The organism is Christensenellaceae bacterium (assembly GCA_031260975.1).
GTDB lineage: Bacteria > Bacillota > Clostridia > Christensenellales > UBA1242 > JAISKJ01.
This window is the reverse complement of record JAISKJ010000003.1, coordinates 576,804-600,376: the sequence shown is the minus strand read 5'-3', so window position 1 is coordinate 600,376 and position 23,573 is coordinate 576,804. Positions and strand designations below refer to the sequence as shown.

The 23,573-nt window shown below is 40.5% G+C and carries 20 protein-coding genes; 14 read left to right on the top strand and 6 right to left on the bottom strand.

Going from position 1 to position 23,573, the window contains the following annotated elements:
- The first annotated feature begins 5 nt into the window (after window positions 1-5).
- The 5 genes from LBN07_03460 (at window position 6) to LBN07_03440 (ending at window position 4,806) form a co-directional block, all read left to right on the top strand.
- Entirely contained in the window at window positions 6-287 is a 282-nt protein-coding gene (locus LBN07_03460; GenBank protein ID MDR0850514.1) for a hypothetical protein, read from the top strand.
- Window positions 288-505: 218 nt separating this feature from the next.
- Window positions 506-2,278: a DNA primase gene (gene dnaG / locus LBN07_03455; protein ID MDR0850513.1), complete on the top strand. Its 1,773-nt coding sequence runs from the start codon at window positions 506-508 to the stop codon at window positions 2,276-2,278.
- An 11-nt stretch (window positions 2,279-2,289) separates the two neighbouring features.
- Window positions 2,290-3,348, top strand: coding sequence for an RNA polymerase sigma factor RpoD (gene rpoD / locus LBN07_03450; protein MDR0850512.1), 1,059 nt, complete (start codon window positions 2,290-2,292; stop codon window positions 3,346-3,348).
- Window positions 3,341-3,988 (top strand): class I SAM-dependent methyltransferase, encoded by a 648-nt coding sequence (locus LBN07_03445; protein MDR0850511.1) that lies wholly within the window; start codon window positions 3,341-3,343, stop codon window positions 3,986-3,988. The genes rpoD and LBN07_03445 overlap by 8 nt, the downstream gene beginning before the upstream one ends.
- 122 nt (window positions 3,989-4,110) lie before the next feature.
- Entirely contained in the window at window positions 4,111-4,806 is a 696-nt protein-coding gene (locus LBN07_03440) for a hypothetical protein (GenBank protein MDR0850510.1), read from the top strand.
- 168 nt (window positions 4,807-4,974) lie between these two features.
- Here the strand turns inward: LBN07_03440 and LBN07_03435 are convergent, their stop codons facing one another.
- Window positions 4,975-5,637: a hypothetical protein gene (locus LBN07_03435; protein MDR0850509.1), complete on the bottom strand. Its 663-nt coding sequence runs from the start codon at window positions 5,635-5,637 to the stop codon at window positions 4,975-4,977.
- 118 nt (window positions 5,638-5,755) lie between these two features.
- On the opposite strand from LBN07_03435, the gene LBN07_03430 reads away from it, so the two are divergent.
- The 3 genes from LBN07_03430 to LBN07_03420 all read left to right on the top strand — a co-directional run bounded on the left by LBN07_03430 (window position 5,756) and on the right by LBN07_03420 (window position 10,732).
- Window positions 5,756-7,444 (top strand): hypothetical protein, encoded by a 1,689-nt coding sequence (locus LBN07_03430; protein ID MDR0850508.1) that lies wholly within the window; start codon window positions 5,756-5,758, stop codon window positions 7,442-7,444.
- Window positions 7,445-7,497: 53 nt separating this feature from the next.
- Window positions 7,498-7,749 (top strand): hypothetical protein, encoded by a 252-nt coding sequence (locus LBN07_03425; GenBank protein MDR0850507.1) that lies wholly within the window; start codon window positions 7,498-7,500, stop codon window positions 7,747-7,749.
- A 313-nt stretch (window positions 7,750-8,062) separates the two neighbouring features.
- Window positions 8,063-10,732 carry a valine--tRNA ligase gene (locus tag LBN07_03420; protein MDR0850506.1) on the top strand — a complete coding sequence of 890 codons (2,670 nt, stop codon included), beginning with the start codon at window positions 8,063-8,065 and terminating at the stop codon, window positions 10,730-10,732.
- Between the two features lie 248 nt (window positions 10,733-10,980).
- Here LBN07_03420 and LBN07_03415 read toward each other — a convergent pair whose 3' ends face one another.
- A complete protein-coding gene (locus LBN07_03415) occupies window positions 10,981-11,517 on the bottom strand; it encodes a DUF4364 family protein (protein ID MDR0850505.1) in 537 nt (178 codons plus the stop codon).
- Between the two features lie 366 nt (window positions 11,518-11,883).
- On the opposite strand from LBN07_03415, the gene LBN07_03410 reads away from it, so the two are divergent.
- Complete coding sequence (locus tag LBN07_03410) at window positions 11,884-12,720, top strand: hypothetical protein (protein ID MDR0850504.1); 837 nt, start codon at window positions 11,884-11,886, stop codon at window positions 12,718-12,720.
- Between the two features lie 83 nt (window positions 12,721-12,803).
- On the opposite strand, the gene LBN07_03405 is transcribed toward LBN07_03410, so the two are convergent.
- Window positions 12,804-13,385, bottom strand: coding sequence for a hypothetical protein (locus LBN07_03405; protein ID MDR0850503.1), 582 nt, complete (start codon window positions 13,383-13,385; stop codon window positions 12,804-12,806).
- A 104-nt stretch (window positions 13,386-13,489) separates the two neighbouring features.
- Window positions 13,490-14,452: a hypothetical protein gene (locus LBN07_03400; protein ID MDR0850502.1), complete on the bottom strand. Its 963-nt coding sequence runs from the start codon at window positions 14,450-14,452 to the stop codon at window positions 13,490-13,492.
- Between the two features lie 94 nt (window positions 14,453-14,546).
- Between LBN07_03400 and LBN07_03395 the strand changes: the two genes are divergently transcribed.
- Window positions 14,547-15,428 carry a patatin-like phospholipase family protein gene (locus LBN07_03395; protein MDR0850501.1) on the top strand — a complete coding sequence of 294 codons (882 nt, stop codon included), beginning with the start codon at window positions 14,547-14,549 and terminating at the stop codon, window positions 15,426-15,428.
- Window positions 15,429-15,464: 36 nt separating this feature from the next.
- Here the strand turns inward: LBN07_03395 and LBN07_03390 are convergent, their stop codons facing one another.
- Window positions 15,465-15,941, bottom strand: a complete 477-nt coding sequence (locus tag LBN07_03390) for a dCMP deaminase family protein (GenBank protein MDR0850500.1) — start codon at window positions 15,939-15,941, stop codon at window positions 15,465-15,467.
- Window positions 15,942-16,081: 140 nt separating this feature from the next.
- Complete coding sequence (locus LBN07_03385; GenBank protein MDR0850499.1) at window positions 16,082-17,284, bottom strand: nucleotidyltransferase family protein; 1,203 nt, start codon at window positions 17,282-17,284, stop codon at window positions 16,082-16,084.
- A gap of 300 nt (window positions 17,285-17,584) precedes the next feature.
- Here LBN07_03385 and rpmF point away from each other — a divergent pair, with 300 nt between their 5' ends.
- The 4 genes from rpmF to smc all read left to right on the top strand — a co-directional run bounded on the left by rpmF (window position 17,585) and on the right by smc (window position 23,435).
- Entirely contained in the window at window positions 17,585-17,779 is a 195-nt protein-coding gene (gene rpmF / locus LBN07_03380) for a 50S ribosomal protein L32 (protein ID MDR0850498.1), read from the top strand.
- Between the two features lie 287 nt (window positions 17,780-18,066).
- Window positions 18,067-19,068, top strand: coding sequence for a phosphate acyltransferase PlsX (gene plsX, locus LBN07_03375; protein ID MDR0850497.1), 1,002 nt, complete (start codon window positions 18,067-18,069; stop codon window positions 19,066-19,068).
- Window positions 19,068-19,715 (top strand): ribonuclease III, encoded by a 648-nt coding sequence (gene rnc / locus LBN07_03370; protein MDR0850496.1) that lies wholly within the window; start codon window positions 19,068-19,070, stop codon window positions 19,713-19,715. The genes plsX and rnc overlap by 1 nt, the downstream gene beginning before the upstream one ends.
- Window positions 19,716-19,868: 153 nt before the next feature.
- Window positions 19,869-23,435, top strand: coding sequence for a chromosome segregation protein SMC (gene smc / locus LBN07_03365; protein MDR0850495.1), 3,567 nt, complete (start codon window positions 19,869-19,871; stop codon window positions 23,433-23,435).
- The last annotated feature ends 138 nt before the right edge of the window (window positions 23,436-23,573 follow it).

Below are 23,573 nucleotides of genomic sequence, written 5' to 3'. Positions count from 1 at the left end.
TATATATGGGAACACAGTTAAAATTGGATAATTGGTTTATGTATAAAGAAAGACAGGGCGGTGTAGGAGCTGATGAAGTTGGAAAGAAAGAGGACCTTAACTTTGGAGAGGAGTTGTTTAATTTTATAGAAACAGAAGAACAACAGTTGCTCCAAGAAAAACTAATACAGTTACAAAAGCAGGAAAAAGAAAAAATTCCCGTCTCAACGAGTTCGGTGTCGGGTGGTTCAGGGCTATATTATGACCCTGGTGACCGAAGTGAAAAAGATGCTATGTGGGGAGGATAAAAAAAACCATCAATTATGATGGTTTTTTTTGTCGGCTATGCATATGTGTCACTAAACTATTTTGAAGACCATAAAGTGGTAGAAGTTTTAGTAAGGTGACAAATATGCATAGCCTTTAATGGGTGGAAAGAGTAAAATTATAAAAAGAAAAAAGGAAAAGCGCGTTTACCCGCGTATATTCTAGCATAATCATCTTTTTTAGGGAGTTTTAAGGGTTTTTGGACAAAGGATATCCGGCTGCTTTTATGGAGCAGCTGAAGAGTAAGAATGATGTTGTTTCTGTTATATCTAAATATGTAAGCCTTGACAAAAAAGGCAAAACCTATTGGGCATGCTGTCCGTTTCATTATGAGAAGGCGCCCTCTTTTGCCGTTAATGAAACCGAACAGTATTATCATTGTTTTGGTTGCGGAGAAAGCGGGGACGTAATAAAGTTTGTTCAGAAGATGGACTCTCTTTCGTTTGTTGAAGCAGTTGAAAAGCTGGCGCACAATGTGGGGCTTGAGGTTCCGAGTTTTAAGGGCGACAACAGTCAGATAAAGCTTGCTAAAGACAAAGAAAAGCTATATCACGCCTGCAACCTCGCCATGGAGCATTATAAAAACAATCTCAAGCTGCCAACTGCACATTTGGCTCAAGAATACATAAAAAACAGGGGTATTTCACCGGATACGTGCGAGAAATTTAGTTTAGGTTTCAGTAATGGATGGACAAGCATCATTGATTTTATGAAGCAAAAAGGCATAGATATGGACACCATGAAAAACGCAGGGCTGATTGAAATTAAGGAAGGCAGCAAGGCTTATGATGTTATGGCAAACAGGTTAATGTTTCCTATAATCAATGCTTATGGCGACTGTATCGGCTTTACGGCGCGTGTGCTTGAAAAGGACAGTCAATACGCCAAATATCGAAACAGCGCACAAACGCTCATCTTTGACAAGAGCCGGGCAATTTATAATATTTATAACATAAAGAAAATCAAAAAAGAGCGCAATATTGATGAGGTTATGATTTGTGAGGGTACTACTGACGTCATTGCTATGGTGAAAAATGGCTTTGAAAATACCGTAGCTTGTTTGGGTACTGCGACCACGCAATATCACGCAAAAGAAATAAAAAGGTTTGTGCCGCGGGTAATTTTGTGTTTGGACGGTGATGAGGCAGGGCAGAAGGCAACCTTTAGGGCAATAGATATTTTTATGGAAGAAGGCCTTGAAGTAAAGGCGGTTATGCTACCCGAAAACCTTGACCCTGATGAATTTATAAAAAAATATGGCTGTGAAGAAATGGCAAAATTGATTAACAAGGCTTGTGACGGGATTGAGTATAAGATAAGACGAATTGCCGTTTTAAATAATATAAGCGACAATCTTGGCAAGACAAAGTTTTTAAAAGAAGCAAAGCCTATAATAGACGGCATTGAAGGAGCTGGAGCCAAAGAGATTTATATAAAACTTTTAAGTTCTCTTACCGGCATTGCAACAGACGTACTGAGGCGTGATTTTGACAGGGTTGGCGTAGAAGTTAAGCCTGAGACTTCAGAAGCAGCTGAAAGTTTTAGAGAGCAGGGCGATCAAAAGGCTGTCAAGTATGTTCTTGCAAGCTTTCTTCACAAAAAAGATTATGCCAACCTTGACCGTGAATATAAAATAAATTTCAGCAATCCTGTTTTTCAAAAGCTTTATGATTATATTTTAGATTGCATTAAGGATAATAAATCTTATACTATAAGCAGTATCTTCGACCTTTTTGATGTGGATGAAAACGATGATATAAAATCGCTTATTGATTATAATTTTGAAGAAGTAGCAAACCCGGAATTATATTTTAAGCAAAGTTTGAACAAAATGTACAGGAACTCGCTTCAAGAACATATTGACAGTCTTACAATCAAATTTAAGCAGGAAAAAGATATTGAAGAGCGCCGAAAGATTGCGGCGGAACTGAGTTTAATTACAAAAGAACTTAAAAACATAAAAATTGTTTAATGGAGAAATTTATGTATAACGAAAAATTTGCAAATGAAGTCAGCAAACTGATTGAAAACAATAAAGGAAAAGAGTGCATTAATGAAGAGGATGTAATTTTAAAGCTCCTCAAATATGACGCCACGGCGGATGAGACTAAAAAGGTGCTGGAGTTTTTGCAGACTCAGGGGTTTAAGATAAACTATCAGCAGGAAGATACTCATTCGATGGAGGATCTTAGCAGTATTATAAGCACTGCCAGCGTTGATGACCCCGTCAAAATGTATTTAAAGGATATAGGCAAGGTGCCGCTTTTGTCGGGCGAAGAAGAAGTTGAACTGGCTAAGCGTATGGCCAAGGGGGATGATTATGCCAAGGCCAAGCTTTCGGAAGCCAACCTTCGTCTGGTTGTGAGCATAGCTAAACGTTATGTAGGCAGGACAAGCATGCAGTTTTTGGACCTTATTCAGGAAGGGAATATGGGTCTTTTGAAAGCTGTTGAAAAATTTGACTATACCAAAGGGTTTAGGTTCAGCACCTACGCCACATGGTGGATAAGGCAGTCAATAACCCGTGCTATTGCCGATCAGGCGCGAACAATAAGAATACCTGTGCATATGGTGGAAACAATAAATAAACTGATAAGGGTGAGCCGTCAGCTTTTGCAGGTTTTGGGAAGAGATCCAACCGCCGGTGAAATTGCCGAAAAGATGGGTATAACCGAGGACCGCGTGTGTGAAATTCAAAAAATTGCTCAGGACCCTGTTTCTCTTGAAAACCCTGTTGGTGAAGAAGAGGACAGCAAGATAGGTGACTTTGTTGAGGACGAAAGCGTAAAGTCTCCTGTTGAATCAGCCGCTCAGTTGATATTAAAGGAACAGCTGCTGGCAGCCATAGACACACTTACTCCGCGTGAGCAAAAGGTAATAAGACTTAGATACGGCCTTGATGATTCACATCCGCGTACCCTTGAAGAGGTGGGAAAGGAGTTTAATGTAACAAGGGAACGTATCAGACAGATTGAGGCAAAAGCTTTAAGAAAGCTGAGGCACCCCAACCGCTGCAAGAAGCTAAAGGGTTTTTGTGATTAGGCTTGATAAACGCTTGAACCGTGTCTATGAGGTGGTTTTGAGTGTTGACCCCAAAATGGTGGTTGACATAGGGTGTGACCATGGCAAGCTGGGGGCAAAATGCGCAGGAAAAGGCATCAAGACAATTCTCACAGATATCAGCATCAAAAGCTTGGGTAAAGCCGAAAGACTGTTTGAAAGCCTTAAGTTAGACGGCACATTTATGTGCACCGACGGGCTTGAGGGCATAGACTTTACTGATGCTTTGGTGGTGATTGCCGGCATGGGAGGCGAGGAAATAATTAAAATTTTGTCTTCAAGTCACCCAAAGCAGTTGGTTTTGTGTCCGCATCACAATGTGATAGAGCTGCGCGAATTTTTGGTTGAAGGCGCCTACAGAATAGTGACTGACATCATGGTGTTGGAGCGCGGAATCTTTTACAGCATAATATTTGCGGAGTTTGGGCAGGATAAGCTGTCTGATAAAGAGCTTATTTTTGGGCGGGATAACCTAAAAAGAGATAATCCTGATTTTGAAAAATTTGTGCTGAGAGAATATGAAAAATTTGAAAAAATTGTTAAAAACACAAAAATTAGCGACACAAAAGTTCTTAAATATGTTACAATGTTAGAAGAGCTGATTAAAGGATGGTCACAGTAAAGTTTTAAATTATTCGTTTTAAAAATTTGACAGCGTTGTGTAAGCTTTTATAGTGTCAAATTTTCATGCACTCACAGATTTAAAACTTTACTGTGACTGTTGGAAAGAAAAGGGAGAAAAAGATGTTTGATAATATTTTGAAATATCAAGAGCTTGAGAGGCAGTTGATGGAGCTTGATAACGAAATAAATAACTGCAATGCAAAAAAACAGGTGAGCAGGGCCTCGGCAATAGTCAAAGACGAGCAGGGCAAGCTTCGGCAGATTATAGCAAAGTCTGAGTTTGTGCAGAAGGATTATGAAAGCAATCTTAAAAAGTATGATAAATATTCAAAAGAGGTTGCTGAGCTTTTGAAAAGCGACACAAAAAAGCTGGATGATGCTGCTCTTAACAAGCTTGTGGAAAAGGTAAATGAGCTGGGGAGCATAATTGAAGGTTTTATGCGCGCCCTTAGCGTAAACAACAAGGATGCTGACAATATTTCGCGTGAGTTTGATGAAATAAAAAAGAAAATAAACGATGCTAAGGTTGTAGGTAGCAAGGCAAAGGAGCAGTTAAATGCGCTTAATGCCACTATAGAGCCCAAAAAGAAGGTAATTGAAACTCAGCTTTCTGACCTTGAAAAAACAATTGACAAGGGGCTGCTCGGCAAGTATAAGAAGCTTAGGGAGGATAATATTTTCCCTGTGTTTGTACCTCTTTTAAATGATAAGTGCGGAGGCTGCCGCACTGATGTGTCATCTGCATTTGTAAACAAACTTAAGGCATCAGGATATCTTGAGTGTGAGCAGTGCGGCAAGCTGGTTTTTCTAAAATAAATAAGTATAAAGGGGAGCGCATGCCCCCTTTTTAAATCTCCTTGCAAGGGGCTTTGCCCCTTTGGACACTAAATAGGTAAATTACGTATAATTTTTTATAATATAGGAAATTATCGCCCGCAAACCGCTTGCGGATTTGTGGGTGATAATGACGATGATTTCAAAAAATTACGTATAATTTTTTATATAATATTCGAATTTTTCTTTACTGTTAAAGGCTGTGTCAACGGCTGCGCGGTGAGCGGGATCCCAATTGTTGGTGCCATGAGTTCGGCTCATATAAAAGTGAATGCAGGTGTGGCCCGTCATATTATTATTTGCCACATAATCATATGAGTGCGGCATGCCGTTTATTGAAGCTGCGATATATCGGTCTTTTATTTTTACCCACACAGGGCGCCTTGTCCACTGCCAGGTGCCGTTATAAAGGCTTAGTATAGTGGCGGTTTCGGTTTTGTTGATGGGTTCTACATCGGCGTGATTATATCCGCCCACACGCAAAACAGTGTAGGTTTTGAGAGTGGCTACATCAATGACCAGAGCGTTTTGATTATATTTTGTCCAATACTCGTTTACAAAGTCAAACCAATTATCCAGATAAAGCTCAACCTTAGGTTTTTGGGGTTCTGGGGTTGGAGCAGGCGTTGGTGAGGGCTGTTGCGGTTCGGGCTCAGGTGCCGGTTCCGGTTCCTGTTGCGAGATTGAAGGAGAATTTCCATTTTGTCCCGCGCTTGCAAAATTTGTAGCTCCAAAAACAGTGGGAAGCAGACATGCACCCAGAGTGCTTAGGCCAAATACTATCAGCATTATTATTATACTCGTGTTTTTCATATATCTAGATTGTGTATTAGTTGTGTAAATATTCGTCGTATTTCGGCGACTTTTGTCAAAAATGTTTTGTTATTTTTGAAAATATGCTAGAATGTCATTTAGAGGAATAATATATTTTATGGATGAATTTTTCGGTCTTTTTAATAATATAAAAACCAAATTTAAAAAAGTATCTAGCATAAACGATGTCAGCACGCTGATAATATTGACCCGCAGAAGCATGGACAGCGGTGATTTGCTGGGGGCATTGGGGTTTATAAAAAGACTGCTTGCCATGGTAAAAACATGCGAAGAGCGCAATAACTGCTATTATGTTATGTCAAGGCTTTATGCGGATTTGCATATGTTTGAAATGTCGGTCAACTGCGGCTTGAGACTTTTGAAGAACTGCACCGAAGAAGCCGTTCCGTTTGCCCATTTCGTTTTGGGGGCAAGTTTTTTGGGATTTGGAGATATGACAGCGGCGAGGTATTATCTTAATAACTGCCTTAACAGTTCGCCTAACCGTGAAATAACTGACAGTGCAATGGAGTGTATGGAGCGGATTGATATTGCTTGCGGGCACAGATATAAGGTGGTCGGAGGCACAGAATTTAAGGAAGAAGTGCAGGATGATGACCTAAGAAAAGCCAATCTGCTGCTTGCTGCGGGTCAAAACGAAGAAGCTCTTCAGAAGCTGACCGAGCTCAATGATAAAAATACTTTCGGAGCCAGCTCCAGCCTGGCGCTTTGTCACTTTTTTATGGGGGATGTAAAAAAGGCTATTGATGTCACCAACAGTGCCAGAAAGCTTAGTGTTTTTGACCAATGTAATCTGATTATTTTTTATGATTCTCTTCTTGACTTTAAGAGCCAGCAACGGGTTATTGATGAGCTGGCACTCAAACATAACATGACGTGTGAGGAATATCTGAAGCTTGGAATTACCTTTGCTCAGATTAAACGCAACGACCTTGTTATGAAGTATTTGGGTACATATCTGAAATATGTTGATTGTGACCCTGAGATATTGCTGTTTTACGCCATAGCTTGCCTTAATTGCTGCGAAAAAGAAAGAGCAAAGGAAATGCTGCTAAAAGCTCAAACGCTGGATATGGCCAATTCGTATGTGTATAATTACTATTTGAATGTGGCACACTTCGGAATGAAACATGACCTTGAATATGTGATTGATGTGCAGGCTGAAGAGCGGAGTAAAATAACCAAATGCATATCTGACCTTATGACAAAATCGGCCGCTGAGATGAAAAAGCAAGTCAACATGGAATTTCTGGATTATGTTGTGAGACATGATGACATACGGGGCAGAGGAGCGTTTTTGCTAAAGGCATGCACCGATATTAATACCAGAGAAATGGATATATTTTTGGACGGAATTTTGCTGGACCTTGAAATTCCTGCAAGCACCAAATATATGCTGCTACGTTCACGTATGAATCTGCTGCGGCCGCATAAATTTGGCATAACCATAAACAGCATATATAATTGTTTTGACTTAAAGGTTGTGCGTGAGTATCAAAAGCTCTTGGATGAAGAATTTAAGGAAGCTGTGATTTTGGCTCAAATGTATATAGTTCAGCAGGAGATGGGCGGAGATGTTTCGCTTAAGATTGAGAAAGCTGATGTAGAAAGATATTTGGCACAAAAAATCAGACCAAACAAATATGCAATGGCTGCGGTGTTGGCTTATGGAGTATGTGAGAAAACAGGTGTTACACCCAAGAAGCTGAGCCGGCATTTTATGATAAAAGAAGAGGAGTTTTGGAATACAAAAAAAATTTTTGAAAAAGGTATTGAAATTGTTTAAGATATCTGTTATAATAGGGTTGTCAATAAGAAGTTATAAAGGAGATTGAGACTATGTTAAATCTTTTATTAGTTGATTTGCCTACATTTTTGTCAAGAATGCCTATATGGGTCGGACTTATCATTACCACAGTCGGAGTGGCTTGGGTAGTGTTATCCAGACGCCTTGCAGCAAATTCGTCATACGCTGATTATAAGGATGTTCCCAACGACAGCAGAGCGTTGATTATTCACAGAGTTTTGGGATTTTTATGTATAATTGCAGGATGTACTCTTATAATTCTATCGTGTCTGGAAGTTATCTAAAAACCTAAACACCTTAAGAATGTGGTTGTCATTTTATTTTGACGGCCGCATTTTTTTTGTGTCCGTATGCGGCATGCTTTCGGCTGCGTTTGCACAGTATTGCTTGTATATACACTCCTTTGCATTTGCCGGCACTGTTGCCTGCAGTATGTGTAAGCTTTGCCTTTTTAAAAGGAATAGGAAAATTGCATGAAAAAAATAGCTTTTAAACCTTTTCATATACTGCCTTGACAAGCACGAAAGTATGGATGAGGCCTAAAGATTTGACTTTTTTTTGTAATATTGTTAAAGTATAATTTGTTAGGAGAAAACTATGAATAAAACATATAACCCAAAGGAATTTGAACAAAATTTATATAACGAATGGCTTAAAAAAGGTTATTTCGGCGCAAAACCGGATAAAACAAAAAAGCCGTTTTGTATAATAATGCCGCCGCCCAACGTTACAAACAAGCTTCATATAGGGCATGCCTTTCAGGAAACTATACAGGATATTTTAATCAGACGTAAACGCAAACAGGGCTACAGCGCATTGTGGGTGCCCGGAGCTGACCACGCGGCACTTTCGACCGAGAGCATGATAGTAAAGATGCTGAAAGAAAATGGTCAGACCAAAGAGGGTTTAGGGCGCGAAAAGTTTAAGCAAATTACTGAAGATTGGTATAAAAAGTATATGGGGCTTATAACAAACCAATTCAAAAAAATGGGCTTTAGCTGCGACTTCGACAGGTTTACTTTCACCATGGATGAGCGTAACAACAGGGCAGTGAGAAAGGTTTTTGTAGACCTTTATAGAAAGGGTTGGATATATCGTGGGCAGCGCATCATCAATTGGTGCGTGGGCTGCAAAAGCTCTATTTCTGACGCTGAGGTGGATTTTAAGGAAATAAAAGGGCACTTTTATCATCTCAAATATAAACTAAAAGGCAGCGACGATTTTGTGGTTGTGGCCACAACCCGCCCTGAAACTATGCTTGGTGACACTGCCGTGGCAGTGAATCCCACTGACAAACGTTATAAAAACTTGGTTGGAAAATCTGTTGTTCTGCCGCTGGTGGGCCGAGTAATTCCTATAATTTCAGACAGCTTTGTTGACAAGGAATTTGGGACAGGTGTGGTAAAAATTACGCCTGCTCATGACCCCAACGACTTTGAAGCGGGCAAGAGGCACAACCTTGAAATTATCAATATTTTGACTGCTGACGGCAGGATAAACGAAAACGGCGGAAAATATAAGGGGCTTAGCCGTGAAGAAGCCAGAGCGCAAATTGTTAAAGACTTAAAAAATGAAGGTACACTTGTTAAAATCGAGGAGCACATTCACAGCGTAGGGCATTGTGAACGATGTAAGGTCCCCATAGAACCGCTGGCTTCAGACCAATGGTTTGTAAAGATGAAGGATCTCGCCAAGCCCGCCATTGATGTTGTAAAAGATGGTGAGGTTAGGTTCAGCGAAGAACAGCATAAAAAGACTTATCTAAATTGGATGGAAAACCTTCAGGATTGGTGTATTTCAAGACAGATTTGGAATGGCCATCGCATACCGATTTTCAGATGCAGCAAATGCGGTGAGATTATAGTTGAATATGCTGACCCCAAAGCCTGCCCTAAATGCGGCAGCGTTAAACTGACTCAGGATGAGGATACGCTTGATACATGGTTCAGTTCAGCCTTGTGGCCGCTCTCAACGTTGGGTTTTCCGGATGAAACAGAGGATTTAAAGTATTTTTATCCGACCGACGTAATGGTTACCGGAAAAGAAATAATCAATTTGTGGGTTGCGCGTATGATTTTTGATGGACTTCAGTTTAGGGGGCAGGTGCCGTTCAGAAATGTTTTAATCAATGGCCTAGGCCTTGACGAGAACGGTATTAAGATGAGCAAGACCCTCGGAAACGGTGTAGACCCAATTGATGTCATAGATGAGTTTGGGGCGGATACGCTCAGATTTTCGATGTTCAGCGGAATGTCGGTGGGCTCAAATTTCAGATTTTCAAACAAGAGGGTAGAGATAACCCGCAACTTTATGAACAAGATATGGAACGCAGGTCAATTTGTTTTAAGCAAGCTGGAAAAGGCTCCAATTCTGGATGGAATTGCAGATATTTATGACGGACAGGATTTTGCCGACAAGTGGATTACGGTAAAGCTAAATGAGCTTATTGGGTTGGTTGACCAAAAATTTGAGAAGTTTGACATAGGCCTTGCTTCGGTTGAGCTTTATGACTTTTTTAGAAATATCTTTTGCGATTATTATATTGAGTTTAACAAGTGCGAAAACAAGCAGTTTAATTTTGTGCTGTATAAAACCTTTAGGCAGCTTCTTTCGCTGCTTCACCCATACGTGCCGTTTATAACCGAAGAGATTTATCAAAATCTGCTGAAGTTTGGTGATAAAGACCCGACACTTGCAAAGATGGGTGACAAAGACTATGAAAAAAATCAGAGTATCGTGACAAGTGAGTGGCCGGTTGCAGATTTAGATAAGTCTGATAAAAATTCGCTGACCAAGGATATCTTTAAAAAAGCAAGAGACATGGATGAGATTATTGAGATAATCAAGGCCATAAGAAATGTTAGGGCCGAAAAGCAGATACCCGACAACAAAAAAATAAAGGCGGCAATTTTGCCTATTAAAGACAAGGAAGTGTTTGAAGAAGGGGCAAAGTATATCACAAAGCTGGCACTTTTAAATGAGCTTGAATTTGTAAAAGAGCCGCCTGCTGACTGCATAACTCTTGTTTTTGAAAGAGTGAAGATATTTTTGCCGCTGAGCGGTTTCACTGACAAAACCGAGCAGGAAGCTAAGCTTAAAAAAGAAATTGAAGATATAATTTTTGAAATTGAACGAAGTGAAAAAATGCTCGGCAATCAAGGCTTTGTGGCCAAAGCTCCTGAAGTTCTGATAAAAGCCGAAAAAGAAAAGCTTGAAAAAAATAAAACGCATAGAAAAGTGTTGGAAGAAACGCTGAATAGTCTTTGATTTAGGTATTAAAACCCGTATTTTTATGCCAAAGTCGGATTCTGAATGATAATTTGATTTCTGCCTCACAGAACGATTCGTCAGCGGGGGCACCTACGCTTTCGAAATATAAGGTCGGAGTATACGACCGCTTATTCGCACATAAAAAAAACGGCTATGAGGCCGCTGGCGATTATTTTATGTTATAAAGCAGAAAAGTTAAACAAAAAAGAGCGCGTAACATGCCCTTTTTTTGTTTGAAACGTTTTTTAATCATTTATAATGGTTTCATAGATGTTTTCGTATATTGTCGGAGCTTTTTCTTTCCATTTTTTGCAGGCATTGATTGCTGCAGCTCTTGAGGCGGTTTTTATGCGAATCTCAAACATGGGTTGGTTGATTAGCGGCTCTTTGATGCGGAGCACCACGGTGTGTGAGCCGTCGGGGTTTTTGAAGTAGTCACCTACGTATTCCTGACTGCGCTTGAATATCATACGGTTTTGTTTTGAAAATTCGGAAATTTCTTCGCGCATGCTTTGAGGTACGCGGCTGAAGAAGTGTGATAGACAGTTACGGCCTTCGTAGGTTATGTTATATCTTGATTCGCCGCCTTCATTGTCAAGTTTATAAATAAATTTTGCGTCCATAAGCTGCCAGAGTAGCTCTTTGCAGTCCATATAATTAAGCCAGCCGTTTCTGCTGGTGCAAATATCAATAATGGAGTTTTCCGTAAGAGGAATTTCCATTTTATCTAAAACGAACAACAATATCAGTTTGTTCACTGTAGAATCAGGCACAAAATCCATATGCTACCTCACCAAAAATTTAAAGACGACACCTTTACAAATTTAGTATATCATAATTTGACAAGTTTTTCAATAAAAATGTGCGGAAGTTGCTAAAATTATTTGTCGGTGTAAAGTTTCAGAGCAGAACATTTAATTTATTCGCTTCCAAAATTTTGCTGAACTGTTGCGCTTTAACGTACAAATTTTGGTGTGTTCTCAAATTAAAGTTCTGCTCTGAAAACAGTTGGTTAGTTATACAATTAATTTTAGCAATTATTAAGGAAAGAAGGAAAGAGGATTTTTTAGTTTTGCTTTACAATATTTGGCATTTATGATATTATTTAAAATAAGTTAGGCATTTAAAGCCTTTTTAAAAGGTGGCTTATGGAACTTGACAATCAACAGAAAACAAAGATAAAAAATTTTGTGGCTGCTTGCAACGATTTTTTGGGCAGTAAGTTTATTTTGTCGGACATTAAAATTTCAAAGATGCTAAAGACTATTGCCGACAGCGAGCAGATTTACAACCTTCTTGCTGAGTGTATGATAAACTTTAACTTTGAAGAGGAGCTGAACCGCAGTTTTTTTAAGGGAACAAATGGTGCAGGCTCATTCATACTTCCGGTGGAATATTATAAGCTTATTCCGCTTGTTTTTAATTTGCTGGTGAGCTTAGACAGCAAAAAGATTGAATTTAAAGATTTTCTGAACCGGCACTTTAACTTTAATAATCAAAATGAACAATATATGGCTTTTGGCCACACGGTAGTTGTGCCTTTTAGAGACGCCATTATAGAGCTTTTTAGTATGGACATGAATGACCCTTCGCCCGAAGAAGCAACAGCCTCGAAAAAGCCCAAGCTTTATGAAAAAGAAGAACCTACCGATACTATTGCGGACCTAAAGCCCTTTACAGTTGAGGGACCTGAAAAAAAGGCTGCTGAGGATAGTACCTTTAAAGCTTTTTTTGAAGAAGTTAAGACGCACACAAACTATATCGCCGACAAGCTTGTTCTTGTCAAAAAAGAGAGCAGGAGAGAAAACATAAAGCTGATAGTAAATGCTATAATGCGCACATGTGATTTTGAGGATATAACTATCCTCAGCGCCCTTGTAAGTGCGCTTAACGAAATTGCTGCAAAAGAGAAATATCTCAAATATGGCATCAATAAAATTTGTGAATGTTACTACGAATTTATACTGCACAGCATGCAGGAGTAGAGTGATAAAAAACAGCCGTTTAAGGGCTGTTTTTTTGTTGTTTTAAGACAGTAAGACTGATGGGTCTAAGAAATGCGGTGCTCTTATTGTCTGCTTATATTTTGATTTTGGTCAATCAATTTTTCAAACAGTCCGCCAAAGCAATTTTTCATAAAAGAACCTTCTTCAAACTCGCTCAAAGCGGTTCTTGCATCAATAACTCCCTGCCAAGCGGCGTCATGTATCTCTTCGGCTCTATCCACATTTTCTTCCAGCGAGGTTCTTTCTTTGTTTGCCAGAGTTTTAAGCATTTCTTGGGTACGCTGTTTATATTTAATAAGTGTGTCTTCATTAAGGCAGCTCATAAGAGTTTCGATATAATAAAGATTTTCTTCACCGAATATGTCAAAACGGTTTTCGCTGTGCTGAGGAGAAATAAGATAATAATAATCATGCAGGGTAATCCAATAATAGGCTGGTGTTGCATAGCCATAAGCAGCTTCACCGTTTGTTCTCCAAGAAATAAGTATTTCTCCTCCAATCCTGTTTACTCCTAAATCCTCTTCTTTGCTTAGCCATGGGAATGCTTTTTTGGCGAATTTCATTATTTGTTCGTTTTTTAGACCCTCTAAAATTTCGGTGCTGTTAATTGTTTTGTCATTTTTGTCCATATTGCCATAAAGCATATTTTTATCCCCCTTGTTATATTTGCATCATAGCATACAAACAACTTAATGTCAATAGCCAGAGTGAGCAAAAATAATGAAATTTTTACTTTTTTATGCACTTTTTAAATTATCAAATTTATAAGCAGACATACTCCCACCGAAAGGATTGCATGGGTGAATTTTGTGAGTGCAAAATAGCGGTAGGAGATGTTACATTCCTTTAAAAACACCATGCTTTGAAGGTGGATTGACAATCCTCCAAAGGATATAAGCCCCGAACACAATGCAGTGAGTGTGATGGAGGGTATTGAAAGTCTTGAGGCCTCAATAACGCCGCGGGTAAGTTCCACAAGCCCGCAGCCTACGGGCAGACCAAGGCCTGGTATTATCATATTGACAACAGTTATGACAGGAGACAAAATATTTGTAGCAAGCAGAATATCAATAAACACAAATGAGACGGTTATAAATCCGCCTACTACAAGGCAGGATATAACAGTATTATACATGCTGTCGTTGAGCAGGTTCAGTGGCTTTTGTGAAGTATAGGTGCGCTCCTCAGTTTTGTCAAACTGAACTTTTCGGTAAAGCAGTCCGTTTAAAACAGCGCCGATTATGTGGGAGATAAATATAATCACACCGATACCGCTTCCTATCAAAACCGATACGGTGCCCAGCACAAAGGCCGGCCCTGAGGTGGACGAAAACGCTGTTATGCGGTGTGCCTCTCCGCGGGTGAGCATATTATTTTTAAAAAGCTCCGCCGTGAGTTTGCTTCCCAACGGATAGCCTGACATAATGCTCATAAAAAATATGTAGCCCGAAATTCCGCCGGTATTATAAAGCTTTTTGGTGACGGCACCAAGAGGTTTTGTGAGATTTTGAATTTTGGGAATAGATGAGAGTATTTTGGTTATGAAACAAAAGGGCAGAAGCCCCGGAAGTACGGCTGTGGCCCAAACTGTGAGCCCGCTTAAGCTGGAGGCTGCATATTTGTGAGGATTTATTGCTATTATTGCAATCAAAAAAAGGAGCAGGATAATCAAGACAGCGTCGCTGTCTATCTTCTTTGTAAGTGCTTTCATAAAACCTCCTCAAATTGTTTTGGTCTCAGCTTAAAAATCTGTTATACTAGACAAATAGCATGTATACATTTTATGTATATGCCGAGGAGGATATATGAAAGACTTAAAAGTGGGTTTATGTTTGGGAGGCGGAGCGGCTCTTGGCATTGCTCATGTGGGAGTTTTAGAGGAGCTTGTCAAAAACAACATAAAAATAGATATGATTACGGGCACTTCAATCGGTTCGCTTGTGGGCGGGGCCTTTGCTTCGGGTGTTGAGATTGACAAGATGCTTGATTTGGTAGATAGTTTCAAGCGCCATAAAATTGTGGACTTAAATCTCAATCCGCTGTATCCTGACGGAGTTATGCGTGGGAGGCATGTAGAAAAATATCTTAATGATATGGTTGGCGGAAAAACTTTTGACGACCTTAAGATACCGTTTAGATGCGTTGCCTGTGACTTGAAAACCGGAAGGGAGGTTATATTTGACAGCGGAGATTTGGCGGAAGCAGTACGTGCCAGCATATCTGTTCCGCTGGCATTTTCTCCGGTGAAAAAAGAGAATATGATATTGATTGACGGCGGGGTAGTCAACAACCTGCCTGTGGATGTTTTACGCGCGCTTGGAGCTGACGTTGTTATTGCTGTGGACTTATGCGGAACATATAAGCCTTTTGGGCGGCTTAAAAACGTATTTGAGGTTTCAATGAGTTCGGTGCACCTTATGCTTAAAAATCAGGTGGACATTCAAAAGGACCGGGGCGATGTGTTTATATCTGTCTATCAGCCCGATGTGTCGCCGGCATTTTTTAGAAAGAGTGAGATGCAAAAATCGCTTGAGTATGGGAGAGCTGCCGCGGCTGCTGTTATGGATGATATAAAAAAGCTGGTTACCACCGGCAAAAAACCAAAGAAGGCTGAGATTAAGGAAACTCCGATTAACATAAGTGAATGTGACGCGCTATATTTTGCAGAGGGTTTAGAAGAAGAATAAAAAATACCGCACTGTGCGGTATTTTCTAGGTGATAGCTAGGTTTTTATTTGTATAAGCTCTACACCGGCTTCTTTGAATAATGAGCGTGAGAAGTCATTAGTATAGTCATGTTTATAATATACTTTTTCAATTCCGCTGGTAATTATTGCCCGTGCGCAGTTGGGACAGGGGCTAAGTGTGCTATACATAACAGCACCTTCAACACTAAGCCCCAGCTTTGCTGCCTGAATTATAGCGTTTTGCTCGGCGCAGATGGAGTAGCAGTGTTCCATGCAGGTGCCGCTTGCGATATTGTCGCGCTCTCTTATGCAATACCCGCGCTCACGGCAGTTTTGAATATTTGAGGGAGCTCCGTTATATCCCAATGTCATAAGGCGGTTATTTTTGACAATAACAGCCCCCACCTGACGCTTGTCTCTGATGCAGGTGCTCCAATTACTTATAAATTCTGCAAGCTCCATATAACGCTTGTTCCACTTGTCCTGATCGGCTTTAGACATGACTTTTTTCATAAATTCCTCCTTTCAAAAGATTTTTCTCATCGTCATATGCGGGTTGCATGTGTTATTCAGCTCGGTTTGTGTATAACACAATAAAAACCTTTTGGCGACGGTCTTTCCGCCGGCTTTTTTATAAAAAGATAATTGAGTTCTTAAATTATAACCGGCTGCTGCATTAAATAGGGTACATTTACGGTTTTGAGATTATTTAGCTGCGTATAAAGTGCATCAGCCCGCTCTTCAATTTCGGATATGGCGCAGCTTAGGTCTTTGGTTTCGCTGGAGCGGGTTATGAACGGCACAGAGCACTCAAGGTATGGCAGTACGCTTTTTTTAGCAGCAAGCAGTTTGATATAAGGGAGTTTCAGTGTTCGGTATAACTCTTTTATTATATCCTTATTTATACCTGTCATGCTGCCGATTGCAATGCGGTTTATTTTGCGCTCGGAATAACGCTTTGTCAAAGTGCTTTTCATAAACGACATGAAGTCGGGGCTGGTTCTGCTAAGAGTTATAAGTCTGTTTTCTAAGCCTTCATTTACATCAAAAACTTGCTGGAGCTGTTCGGGTTTGATTAGGCGTAAGCTATTTAGCTTGAGCTGGTCAAATAGCTTAATGTTGAGAATACCTTGTTTTTCAATTTCCTGCTTAAACAGTTTGAATATCGGTTTGGGCATGGCTGCGGCAGTGCTTTTGGGGTTGTTTGATTTATATAGCTCATTTCGTATGGTTGTGGAGGAAGCAAAGGTGGTCACCTTGTTTTCGCTGACGGTTTCTGTTTGACGTCTGACTGTTATTGGCGTAATGGCTGACTTCAATATTTTGAGGGCTTTGATATATTCTACTCCAAGAATATTATTTGGACTTGATACCGTTTGCATAATATTGGTGTTTTCGGTGGACTCAAGAGCTTTTAGCCTAGCAGAGTTATAGCTTTGACCTTCAAGCAGAAATGCCTTCAATTTTTGTGAATAGGCTTTTGGCTCATCACGGAAAAATTCGGCTGCGTCAAGAAGCGGCCAGATGTCGCCGCATTCGCTGCCAAAGCATAGGTGAGTTACATTTTTAAAGCTGTTTGCTATAACACATGCAGCCAAAGCAAAAACTTCTGCGCTGCAACATGAAAAAGCGGTAGGTAAATGCACTACGGCGTCAGCTTCGGCGTGCAGGGCGATATAGGCGCGTTTGTGCTTGGATAACACCGCAGCGTCACCCCGCTGCGTAAAATTTCCGCTCATTATACACAAAACATGGTCGCAGCCGCTGAGCTCCCTTGCCTTATTAAGTTGTAGGGCGTGCCCGTTGTGAAGAGGGTTATATTCACATATAATGGCACAAATTTTTGTCTGTTTCATAGGTTTTTTCTCGTTTATAATGTAATTATACAACAACCGAGGTTTTAAGCCAAATAAAAATGCAGAATTTTTTTAAATTGAGGGATTTACTGTTATTGCAGAAGCATAGTGAACGCGGCAATCTCATGGTATAAGTACTTTAACTTTAAGATTGCTTAGTCAGTAAAACTTACTTGTAATGATGTATAGTGAAAACTGCTATTAAACAATTGTATTTTCCCATAAAAAAGAGTTGACAAACCAAGCAAAAGCAGGTATAATCACTAGACTAAATGAACTTAAAACTAGGAGGAAATTTTAATGGCAGTTCCTAAGAAGAAGACTTCCAAGGCAAGAACCAGAAGACGTAATTCGGCAAACTCCAAGGCCGCTCAGGTTACTTTGGTGGTTTGTCCGCATTGTAAAGAGCAGATTTTACCGCATGTTGTTTGCTCAAAATGCGGATATTATAACGGCAAAGAAGTGGTAAAGCAAAAAGAAGAAGCAAAGAAGTAAGAATTAAAAGACTATCACAATTGTGGTAGTTTTTTGTTGGGGAAGATGTGGCCACCTATCACTTCACTAAGGCTTCGGTGACTTCATCGCCTGCAGAGTCGTTCGGGGGAAAGAGGTTTAATTTTTTGTCTATAAAATGCTTGTAAAATGGCGTGTTTTATAGTAAAATAAAAGTATGAATAATGGCGCTCCCCACGCCCCGCCCGCAAGGGCGGGGTGGCCCGTGCTTTTGTGCGGGCCGGCGGGTGAAGACACCCGCAGTGGGGAGCGCCCCAAGGAGAGAATAAATGAAAATAGTACTTGATGGTTTTGGCGGAGATAACGCTCCGCTGGAGGCAGTTAAAGGGGCAGTGACGGCAGTCACAAACAACCCCGAACTTGAAATTATAATTACAGGAGACGAAACTCAGCTCAAACAAGTTTTGAAGGATATAAACTATACCGGTGACAAAATATCGATTGTGCATACCACTCAGGTGATAGGAAACAATGAGCCACCTGTTGAAGCAATTAAAGCAAAAACCGACTCTTCATTGGTGCGGGCGTTTGACATTCTCAAGCAGGATGATGTTGTAGGTTTGGTGTCGGCCGGCAGCACGGGAGCCATACTTACCGGAGGATTTTTGAAGATAGGAAGAATTGCCGGAATATCACGTCCAAGTTTGGCGCCGCTTTTTCCTACAATCAAAGGCGAGTGGGTTATGCCGATTGATGTTGGCGCAAATATGGATTGCAAGCCCATAAATCTGGTGCACTTTGCCATGATGGGCAGCATATATATGAAAAATATTTTTGGCATTGAAAACCCCAGAGTGGGCCTTCTTAATGTCGGAACGGAAGAACACAAGGGAAACGAGCTTGTCAAGCAGGCTCATGAAGAGCTTAAAAAACTAAAAGACATTAACTATGCAGGCAGCATGGAAGCCAGAGACTTTTTGAGCGGAAACTATGACGTTGTTGTAGCTGATGGTTTTGCCGGCAATGTGCTTATTAAATCTACTGAAGGAACAATGGCGTTCAGTCTTAATTTGATAAAAAAGCAGATTAAATCCACAGCTCTTGGCAAAATGGGCGGACTTCTTTTGAAGCCTACATTTAAGCAGCTAAAAAAGAAGCTGGATTATACCAACTATCCCGGCTCACCATTGCTTGGGGTTAAGAAGCTGGTAGTAAAAACCCACGGCTCAAGCCTTGACCGAACCTTTTTGGCTTCAATTGAGCAGATTGTCAAGATGCACAAAGCCGGTTTGATAGATAAACTTTCTGCGCTTCAATATTCGGGGGAATGATGAAAAAAGTAAGTATTGGTTATGAATTTAAAGACCCCGGGCTTTTGAAACAGGCATTTACGCATGCTTCTTATGCCAATGAATATAATGAGCTCAGCAACGAACGTCTTGAATATCTTGGTGACAGTGTGCTTAATATGCTTATCAGTGATTATTTATTTAATAACCATAAGATTGCAACAGCAGGGGAGCTTACGCAAAATCGCTCAAGGATTAACAAAAACGAAGTTCTGTCAAAGGTTGGAGAAAAGTTTTTTGAAAACATTCGGCTTGGCAGGAGCTTTGACGGTAAGGGTGACATTGAGGACATAAAAGCAAAGGCTGATTTGGTTGAAGCTATTATAGGTGCTATTTGGCAGGACAGCAGGGATTTGGGTGACTGCCTGAAATTTTTAAAAACTCACTTTGACTTTGAAAAGCTTATAGCTCAAGACAATGACTTCAAAACCCGTCTTCAGCAGATTACACAGAAGGATGGCGGCGAGCTTCCAAAGTATGATACGCCTGAAAAACCGCAGGAAGATGGTAAATATTATTCTAAGGTATTTATTGGCGGACAGCTATGCGGTGTTGGCAGCGGTAACAGCAAGAAACATTCCCAGATGAGTGCAGCCGAGCAGGCACTTAACAAAATAACAAAGGACTGAGACTTTTTCTGTCATATCAGAAGCAGGCCGAGCTGTCAACAAGACAAGGAAGTGACGAGACAATTTAATTAAGAAACAATAATGGAAATAATAAAATGATAAGGAAAAGTGCTGAATTATAATACAAAATTATGAACTTAAAAGGGTAGACCAATGGTAAATTTTAAACAAATTGAGTTGGCGGGATTTAAATCCTTTGCTGACCGGCTGGAAATTAAATTTGAAAACGGTGTTACTTGTATTGTGGGACCCAATGGTTGTGGCAAGAGTAATGTTGCCGATGCTGTGAGATGGGTTTTGGGTGAGCAGAGTTCAAAGCTTTTGCGCGGAACCAGCATGCAGGACGTTATTTTTAACGGAACCGAAAGAAGAAAAAGCCTCAGTTTTTGTGAGGTTTCACTTGTTTTTGACAACACCGCCCGAATTTTTAATCTAAATTTTGACGAGATGGTCATAACCCGAAAGCTTTACCGCTCGGGCGAAAGTGAATACCTTATTAACCGCACACCCTGCAGGTTAAAGGATATTGTTGACGCTTTGCACGACAGCGGAATAGGCAGGGACGGCTATTCTATTATAGGTCAAGGGAAGGTAGATGAAATTATAAACGCCAAGCCCGAAAACCGAAGAGCTATTTTTGAAGAGGCTGCGGGCATATCCAAGTTTAAGCAGCGCAAGATTGAGGCTGAAAGAAAGCTTTTGAGGACTGACGAAAACCTGACACGTGTTCAGGATATTTTAAGTGAGGTTGACAGGCAGCTGGGGCCGCTTAAAAAGCAGGCTGAAAATGCAAGGAAGTATTTGGAGTTTAGGGACCAGCTAAAACATTTTGAAATAAATACCTATGTTTATCAATTTGAAAGCGCCAGCGACAACAAGGCCAAAATTCAGGAAAAGATAGACGCGTTAAGTGAAGAAATTGCACTTAAACAACAGATGCTTGACAGCGCCAATGAAAAGTATAACAAAAATATGGATGAGATTAGCGGCATTGACAAAACTATGGAAGGCCTGCACAACAAAATTCTGGAGCTGACTGTCGGTATAGAAAAGCGTACAGGGGAAGCCAATGTTATAAAAGAGAGGATAAAGTTTCTCAGCGAAGAAAAGAAAAAGCTTGAAGAAGAGTTAACTGAGCAGAAAGAGACTGCTAAACTCGCCAGAACTCACATAGAAAAGACGCTAAACAAAAGAAGTGAAAAACAAAAGGAATTAGATACCCTCAAACAACAGAGTGAACAAACACAAAAAGAATATCTTTCCATTGTTGATGAGGCTCACAAAAGCGAAGAGGAACAGAGGGGTGTGATTGAGGCACTTTCTAAGTTCAGTGATATAAAATCAAATCTTAGTGCCTTAAAAGCTCAAAAAGAGGCTTATAGCAGCAACATTAAAGACCTTGAAAAGAAAATCGCGGGGCTTAGTCAAAAGATTGGCGAGCGTCAGAAGCAACTGACTAACAGTCAGGACAAGTCTCAAAAGGCGGAAGAGAAATATACCGGCCTAAAAACAAGCCTTGAACAAAAAACAGAACAGCTTGAAGGGTTGCAGAAGCAGCTCGCTGAAAACAATGAGGCTGTTATGAAAAGTGTTTCGAATGTGGCAATCATGCAAAACCGCAAGAAGGTTTTGGAGGATATGCAGTTGGCGTATGAAGGGTATGCTTATAGCATAAAGCGCCTGATGCAAGACAGTAAAAACAATGCCGACCTGAAACAAAAGATTGTAGGTTTGGTGTCGGGGTCAATTACAATACCTCAGGGATTTGAAACAGCTATAGAGGTGGCTTTGGGCAGTGCTGTTCAAAATATTATTACCAGAAACGAAAAAGACAGCAAGGACCTTATAAATTATCTTAAACGGAACGACCTGGGCAGGGCGACTTTTTTACCGATTGCAACAATGAAACCCAAAACGCTCGGCCGTGACGAAGAAGAATTTTTGAAGGTCAAAAACTGTTATGGTGTTGCCAGCAGAATCATAAAGTTTGACCAGAAACTCACTCCTGTGTTTGAAAGTTTGCTGGGCAGAACAGTTGTTGTGGGCACCATTGATGATGCGGTAGAGCTTGCAAAAAAATCTAATTTTGCATTTAAAATAGTTACCCTTGACGGAGATACAATTTATCCTCAGGGGTCTATGTCGGGGGGAAGCGCAAAGGCTATCACTGCAAACCTGCTGTCGCGTGAGGTTGAGATAGATGACCTTAAAGGACAAATAGCCAAGCTTGAGGCGAATGCAAAAGAGCTTATGAGCGCAAAAATATCGCTTCAAAAAACGATTGAAAAACTGACAGATGAAACAGATAAACTGAGTGATGATGTTGTAAAGGCTCAGCTTTCTTTGGCTGCTGAAAATCAAACCCTTGAACAGTGCAGGATATATCTTGAAGAACACGACAAAGAGAGAATTTTGCTTGATACTGAAAGAATGGGTATACAAAATAACATCATGGCCATTGACAGCGCGATTTCAAAGATTGACGACGGCAAAGGAGGTGTTGTTGCCAACACTGGTATTGATGCAAAACAGAAGATGCTGGATGCAATCAAAATCAGGCGTGACAAGACCCATGAACGCATGACGGAACTGCGAATTAAGGTGGCAGCGCTTGAGAGCGAAATCGGAGTTTTAGACACCGAAATTCAGAGGCTTAAGAACATTGAAGCCGCCGCTGAGGGCGAGATTTTGCGTCTGAGTGACCAAATAGCAAAAACAGAAGATAACCTTAGCTCAAATAATGGGGCAGTTTCGCTTAGTCAGGATGAAAAATCATATAAAGAAAACATGGACAAACTTGACAGGGTTAAAGCGGAGCTTGGAAGCCTTGATGAGCACAAGCAGAAGCTTCAGGTGGAACTTAAGATTATAGACGAGGACCGAAATAACCTTACAGCAGACATGAACAGAGCAACCGGAAAGAGGTATCAAGAAGATATGGCACTTGCAAAGGTAGACACAGATATCGAGGCTATGCAGGAGCGCATATTTGAAGAGTATGAGCTTACTTATTCAACCTGCCTTGAATATAAGGAAGATGGTTATGACCTGCACAACGGGCTGGTTCAGACAAGCATACTTAAAAAAGAGATAGCCAAGCTTGGCTATGTAAACGTAAACGCCATTGAAGAATGTAAGCTTGTGGGCGAAAGGTTCTTCGAGATGTCTAATCAGGCCGACGATTTGATTAAGGCCAAGCAGGACCTTATAACAATTATCACCGAACTTTCGCAGGAGATGACTGCCAGATTTGACAGTGAGTTCAGCAAAATTCAGGTCAACTTCAGCAAGATATTCAGGGAGCTGTTTGGCGGAGGAAACGCAAGGCTTCAGTTGGTTGAAAGTGAATCGGGCGACCCGCTTGACGCCGGTGTTGATATTATAGCTGAGCCTCCGGGCAAAAAGCTTCAGAGCATAACGCTTCTCAGCGGAGGCGAAAAAGCTCTTACGGCAATTGCGATATTGTTTGCAATTTTAAGACTGCGTCCTATGCCGTTCTGTTTGCTTGATGAAATTGAGGCGGCACTTGATGATTCTAACGTTGAGCGGTTTGCAAAATATCTAAAACGTTTTGCTGAAGATACTCAATTTATTGTAATTACTCACCGTAAGCCAACTATGGAGCTTGGCGACAGGCTTTATGGTGTGACAATGGAGGAGAAGGGTGTTTCTAAGGTGGTGGCAGTAAATCTTTCCGATGCTGTTGCAAACGCAAAGTAAAATAATATTGCTTGTATATAAATTTTAAAATTGTTCAAGTCGTCTATACCAGCAATATCTCCTCGGATTTTTGCTGTTTGGCAAAAGCGCCGAAGCAGCCAAAAATATTTTGCCTCACAACAAAAAGTCCGATTAGAT